Here is a 4,635-nt window from a genome sequence, read left to right as displayed (position 1 = left end):
GATGGGTAACACCATCGACATCACGAACGCCAAGGCAAACACCGCCAACGTCGGGCGGACGGTGCGCCGATCCAGCCCAAACCATCGCTCGTCGGCGGGCACCCAGCGTTCGTCGGGCTCGAATCTTGCTGGGGGGTCTGCGGAGGCCATCGCGGTGTCGGGATCCGGCATATCGTGCCAAACCAACCCTTCTGCCCGCTGCGCGACGTCTCGCTGGCGTCGTTCGAGAGTAACGATGGCAGGCCGACGTGACATCGGAATTGGGCGATTAGTCGTAAGCTGCGGGCCATGGCTATCGACCGTTTTGGGCTTGCCGCAGGCACCATCCGACTTGCCTCGGGCATCTCGTTTCTCGTAGATCCGCTCCGTGCGAACCGGTTATGGGGTGATCGCGACGAGCCGACGCCGACGGCGCAACTGCTGTTGCGGTCCATGGGCTACCGCGACGCGTTGATCGGTGGCCTGCTCGCGGCAGCAGCGCTGCGTGGCAGAAACACCCGAGGCTGGTTTCTCGCGTCCGCCGGCGCCGACGCCTCCGACCTACTCGGCGGGGCGAGTGTCCATCACCAGCTGAAACGCTCACAACAGCTGATCGGCCTGGGCGGTGCCGCTCTTGGCATCGGCGTGGGGCTCTGGGGCGCCGTGCGCCGGACCACAGGGGCGGAACAAGAACCTGGAGATGTCGGTTGAGGTAGTCGTCCGCAGCGTGTACCGGAAATCTCGATGGGAGCAAACGTGCGTATCGGTGTGCTGACTTTCGTTACCGACGAGGGCATTGGCCCCGTGGAGCTGGGCGTCGGGCTCGAAGAACGTGGGTTTGAGTCGCTATTTCTGGCCGAACACTCGCACATCCCGGTCGATGCGCAGACGCCCTACCCGATGGGCGGACCGATTCCTCGCAAGTACTACCGGACGCTGGATCCATTCGTGGCGTTGACGGCGGCGGCAGTTGCGACCCAGAAGCTTGTTTTGGGCACCGGCATTGCGCTGGTGTCACAGCGCGATCCAATCCTGACCGCCAAAGAGGTCGCCTCACTTGATCTGATCTCCAACGGACGTTTTCGCTTCGGCGTGGGAATCGGTTGGCTGCGCGAAGAGATCGCCAACCACGGCGTCGATCCGGCCGTGCGCGGACGGGTGGTGGACGAACGACTGCGCGCACTGGTCGAAATCTGGACCGACGAAAAGGCGGAATTCCACGGCGAATTCGTTGACTTCGACCCCATATACAGTTGGCCCAAGCCGGCGACACAGCCGTATCCGCCGCTGTATATCGGTGGAGGCTCCGCGAATTATCGACGCATCGCACGGCTGGGCGCCGGCTGGCTGTCCATGAGCCCATCAGCGGATGCTCTGGCGGGTCAGCTCGAGGAACTGCGCGCGGTCGCTGGCCAGGACGTGCCGGTGATCAACATCCACATGGGCGAACCCAAGGCCGAGGACCTTCAGCGCTACCGTGACCTCAAAGTCGAGCACGTTCTGGTGGAACTGCCGACCGAACCTCGCGATCAGACGCTGCGACGCCTGGATGAGCTGCAGACCGAGTTCGCGCAACTGGCATAGCATCTCGCGGCTGACTAGGCGATGTACCCCCCGCGGCAACACCGAGAAGTCGATGCACGCTGCGGCCAATACGTCGCCCAAAATTGGATGGACCTTTTGCTGGGCGCGCGCCAACTCGGTGCCGTCGGGGGTGGCGAGCTGAACTCGCAGCGCATTGGACGATGACCTCGTAAGGCTCGCGATGACCGCGGTTGCATCTCCAAGTATCGGCATGGCGAGATCCTAGGCCACCACGGTCTATAGGATCGGTTGACACGAAAAGAGACATGTGAGCAACCACAACTCGATGCGTAGCGCGATCATCGGCGCCGGCATGGTCGACTCGGTACACGCCCTCGCATCAGGAGCGCAGCAGTGAGCGCCACGCCCATCCGGCTGGCCCTGATCGGGCTGGGCGGCATGGGCATGACACACCTGAATATCTTCACCAGCCTGCAACCGCAGACTCGAATCGCCGCCGTCGCCGACACCCACGCGCCCTTCGCCGACCACGCCGCATCGCAGATTCCCACCGCTGCGGTCTTTTACGACCCACTCGAATGTGTGAAAAGTGCCGACGTCGACGCTGTGGTGGTGGCCACTACCGACGACACCCACTTTGACATCACCCATGCATGCATCGCGCGCGGTCTGCACGTGCTCTGCGAAAAACCTCTCGCCACAACCGCGCGCCAGTCCCGCCAAATTGTCGACGCCGAGAAAACCACCGGCCGCCGGCTGGTACAGGTGGGCTGGATGCGCCGCTTCGACACCGCCTACCGAAACCTGCACAGCGCGCTGCGCAACGGCACCGTGGGTGCACCTGTCCTGATCAGCCAACGTCACCGTAATCCGCTGTCGGTCATTAAATTTAACGAGCGGGAGTTGATCACCAGCTCGGCCTCCCACGACATCGACGTCTTCCGCTGGCTGTGCGGCGAAGACGTCGCCGAAGTGTCTGCGATCACCAAAACCAGCCAGGACGGGGCCGCCGTGATCGTAGTCCTCACCCTGACCTCACGGTCCGGCGTCCTGGGCGTAATGGAACTCGGCCGCGGGCCGGGCCTGTCATATGACATCGGGTGCGACATCGTCGGCAGCGCAGGCGCGCTCACCCTCAGCTCAACGGGCCCCGAACCGGTTGATGAGCGTGCCGCGCAACCCGATACCGAGGCATGGATGCAACGGTTCGCGCAGGCCTACCGAACCCAAGACGCCGCGTGGCTGACCGCGATCGCGACCGGCTCGCCCGTGGGCGCGTCAGCGCGCGACGGTTATGCCACTAACACTGTCATTGACGCTGCTCTGGCGTCGCTGGACAGCGGCCATGCGGAGCCGGTCATCCAGGACCGATGTTGATGACTTCGCCGGAACAGCGGGTGCGCGCGCTCATCGACGTCTATTTGCGGGCCTGGATGACTCAGGACCCCGACTTGATCGTCACCATCTTCACCGAGGAGGCCACCTATCACGAGCGCGTGCTGGACGAGCCGATCCGCGGCATCGACGGGATCCGGCAGTACTGGCGGACCAAGGTCGTCAACGAGCAGGCCAACATCGAGGCGAGACTACTCAACCTGTATCTGGACCCCGCCGGCGCGACGGCGATCGCGGAATGGGAAGCACGCTTTGACGATATAGTGCAAGGCCACCGCAAGTTGATGCGAGAGGTCGCCATCCTGGAGCTGGACGGGGACAGGATCGTCAGTCTGCGCGAATACTGGGCGTCGCGGCCGATCTGAGGACTAAGCGTGAAACACCGGTGGATGCGCGTGGAAAATCTGCAGGGCTACGACAGGTGCCTCGAACGCGATCAAGGCCGTCTAGCCGTCCCGCGATGCCTGCCGAATCGGCGCGAAAGCGGTTATCGTCGTTGCGCGATCATGCCAGAATGAAACGGTGCCCCCCATCGCCGACATTTTGTGGTTCGTCGTGATGGTGGCGTTGATGGCCTTGGTTGTCGTGTTCGCCGTGTGGTATTTCCGACGGATCCGAGACGGCCGAATCGATCCGATCGTAGCTCCGGATTGGACCTCGCTCGAGCGTCCGGCCTCCCCGCCGACCGGGCTGCAGTGGGGCAGCGGCGCGCAACGAGATGTCGACGACGACAGCCATATCGGTCGGCCTTTCCCGCCGCCGGGATAGTCCCTCAGGTGTACGAACCTCAAGACCCACACGCCATTACGATCACCTCTTAGGGCAATTTACTCAGCAGCGCGGTAAGCCCGTATTCGAAGACGGCGTCATAGTCGGTGGGGGACTGCAGCGCCTGGACGAGCGCTTGGTCGGGCCAGTCGTCGTCCCACAGCGAGGGGTCTTCCTCCTCGTGTTTGGCACCGCGAACGGCCGAGAACTGCATCAGCGCAGAGGATATGACGTGAACCTGCACCGCGCGCAGGACAAGGGCGGCATCGGTCCCGGTCACGTCCAATTCGGCCAGCTGCGCCGCCAGTGTCTGCTGAATCGGCAAGAACAGCATCGGAGTTCGGTCCCGCTCGTGCGCGATGGCAAGCAGGTGTTGTCGGTCGATCAGCGCCCTGCGTTGCGAACGCGCAAGTGACGCAATCCGTTCGACCGCGGTATCGCCCTCCATCGGCAGATGTGCCATCTCGCTGAGCAATCGGTCGACCAGGCTGTCGAAAAGCTTGTCTCGGCCGCCGACATGCCAGTAGATCGAGGTGGCGGCGACCCCGAGTTCGTCGGCGAGACCGCGCATCGTGAACGCCTCCACGCCGTGCAATTCGATCAGCCGAGCCGCAGTATCGAGGATCGACTCCGCGCTAACGGCTTCCGGCACTGGTCTCACCCCCGGTGATGCGATCAACTTCGGGCAGGTCGAGATAGCGGTCGAGGTTGCGGTGCATGTTGATCACGCGCCGTTCCTCGTTGGACAGCGTCAAGTGGGTGAACCCCGGCTGGTGCATTCCGCGCTGAAGTCCGGCCAACACGTTGATGTCCTGCGTCATCACCAGACCGGGCTCGGCTTCATTCGCAGTCATCCGAACGTCGGCGGGCTTGATCCGCGGCGCACCCGGCGCCATCCGCGTCCACAACAACATGACAAACTCGCCGTGATCGGGATCGGGCCCTGGA

The 4,635-nt window shown here is 63.5% G+C and carries 7 protein-coding genes; 5 read left to right on the top strand and 2 right to left on the bottom strand.

Annotated features, from left to right (window positions below):
- Positions 1 to 288 precede the first annotated feature (288 nt).
- From WBF82_RS20510 to WBF82_RS20490, 5 genes are all read left to right on the top strand, one after another.
- Entirely contained in the window at positions 289 to 690 is a 402-nt protein-coding gene (locus WBF82_RS20510) for a DUF4267 domain-containing protein (RefSeq protein ID WP_424384770.1), read from the top strand.
- Between the two features lie 45 nt (positions 691 to 735).
- Positions 736 to 1,563: an LLM class F420-dependent oxidoreductase gene (locus tag WBF82_RS20505; protein ID WP_424384771.1), complete on the top strand. Its 828-nt coding sequence runs from the start codon at positions 736 to 738 to the stop codon at positions 1,561 to 1,563.
- Between the two features lie 354 nt (positions 1,564 to 1,917).
- Positions 1,918 to 2,901: a Gfo/Idh/MocA family protein gene (locus tag WBF82_RS20500; RefSeq protein WP_424384769.1), complete on the top strand. Its 984-nt coding sequence runs from the start codon at positions 1,918 to 1,920 to the stop codon at positions 2,899 to 2,901.
- A complete protein-coding gene (locus WBF82_RS20495) occupies positions 2,901 to 3,284 on the top strand; it encodes a nuclear transport factor 2 family protein (protein ID WP_424384768.1) in 384 nt (127 codons plus the stop codon). Before WBF82_RS20500 ends, WBF82_RS20495 begins: the two co-directional genes overlap by 1 nt.
- Before the next feature lie 157 nt (positions 3,285 to 3,441).
- Positions 3,442 to 3,687: a hypothetical protein gene (locus WBF82_RS20490; protein WP_424384767.1), complete on the top strand. Its 246-nt coding sequence runs from the start codon at positions 3,442 to 3,444 to the stop codon at positions 3,685 to 3,687.
- Positions 3,688 to 3,736: 49 nt separating this feature from the next.
- Here the strand turns inward: WBF82_RS20490 and WBF82_RS20485 are convergent, their stop codons facing one another.
- On the bottom strand, positions 3,737 to 4,339 hold the full coding sequence (locus WBF82_RS20485; RefSeq protein ID WP_424384766.1) for a TetR/AcrR family transcriptional regulator: 603 nt from the start codon (positions 4,337 to 4,339) through the stop codon (positions 3,737 to 3,739).
- The coding region (locus tag WBF82_RS20480; RefSeq protein WP_424384765.1) for an SRPBCC family protein at positions 4,323 to 4,635 on the bottom strand (313 nt) is incomplete at its 5' end. The genes WBF82_RS20485 and WBF82_RS20480, both read right to left, overlap by 17 nt.

The organism is Mycobacterium sp., assembly GCF_049673265.1.
In the GTDB taxonomy this organism is placed as follows: Bacteria; Actinomycetota; Actinomycetes; order Mycobacteriales; family Mycobacteriaceae; genus Mycobacterium.
This window is presented reverse-complemented; position numbering and strand designations above follow the sequence as displayed.